We start from the raw sequence: 1025 nt of genomic DNA, 5'->3' as shown, positions 1-1025 counted from the left end.
GGAAACGCCCGGTCCCATCCCGAACCCGGAAGCTAAGACCCACAGCGCCGATGGTACTGCACCCGGGAGGGTGTGGGAGAGTAGGTCACCGCCGGACAACCATTACAGCCAGGCCCCGACACACAGTGTCGGGGCCTGAGCCTTTTAACCCCCCACACAGTGCCATTGAGAGGGATCAGCGGACACTTCCTCACCACCTGCGTGGTAGACGGGATCGCTCTCGCATAACTCTCCCGCGGTACCGGCAAGTACCCGAAGGACCGTCCCGCAGCCCAAGCTGTGATGAGGCCCGGGTGAGCGCCGTCCGGCTGGGCTGTGAGACTTGACACCGCATCGGCCTAAAGCCCCGCTGCCGTTAGCCGGGTGCTGGCGTCTCGCCTAGAATTGATTGAGATGTACGGACTTCGAAGCGCTTGATTTCGGGTTGCGTAGCGAACGAAACACGGAAACAGAGCGGCTGCGATTGCGCCAGTGGTCAGCTCATAACAGGAGGAATCCAACATGGCTGAGCACAACGACGGCAACCGCGGCGGCAACGACCGCGGCAACTTTGGCGGGGGACGAAACTCTGGCGGCGGTGGATTCCGTGGTACGAGCAACTCCGGGGGTGACCCCCGCGGTTTCCGCGCCAGGGACGAGCGTTCGGCCGGATCGAAGCCGGCTGGCGACCGGAAGCCGTTCAGCGGTGCCGGTGGCGACCGCGATCGGAAGCCTTTTGGCGATCGTCCATCGCGTGAGGGCGGGGAGCGTCGCAGCTTCGATGCTGATCGTGATCGGAAGCCGTTCAGCGGTGGTGGCGATCGTGATCGTAAGCCGTTCGGCGACCGTCCGTCGCGTGAGGGCGGGGAGCGTCGCAGCTTCGGCGCAGATCGTGATCGGAAGCCGTTCACCGGCGGCGATCGTGATCGTAAGCCGTTCAGTGGTGGTGGCGATCGTGATCGTAAGCCGTTCAGTGGTGGTGGCGATCGTGATCGTAAGCCGTTCAGTGGTGGTGGCGATCGTGATCGTAAGCCGTTCAGTGGTGG

1 protein-coding gene and 1 rRNA gene are annotated in these 1025 nt (G+C 63.7%); one reads left to right on the top strand and one right to left on the bottom strand.

All coding sequences use genetic code 11. The annotated features are described in order from the left end of the window. Window positions 1-97 (top strand): 5S ribosomal RNA (gene rrf / locus AC1DBD_RS17675); the annotation flags it as partial. A gap of 383 nt (window positions 98-480) precedes the next feature. On the opposite strand, the gene AC1DBD_RS17670 is transcribed toward rrf, so the two are convergent. Continuing rightward, window positions 481-1025: hypothetical protein (locus AC1DBD_RS17670; RefSeq protein WP_476982698.1), on the bottom strand; the 545-nt coding region annotated here is incomplete at its 5' end.

It is taken from the genome of Arthrobacter sp. 10T419, assembly GCF_056394105.1.
The sequence above is the reverse complement of the archived record's forward strand: the minus strand, read 5'-3'. Positions and strand labels throughout refer to the sequence as shown.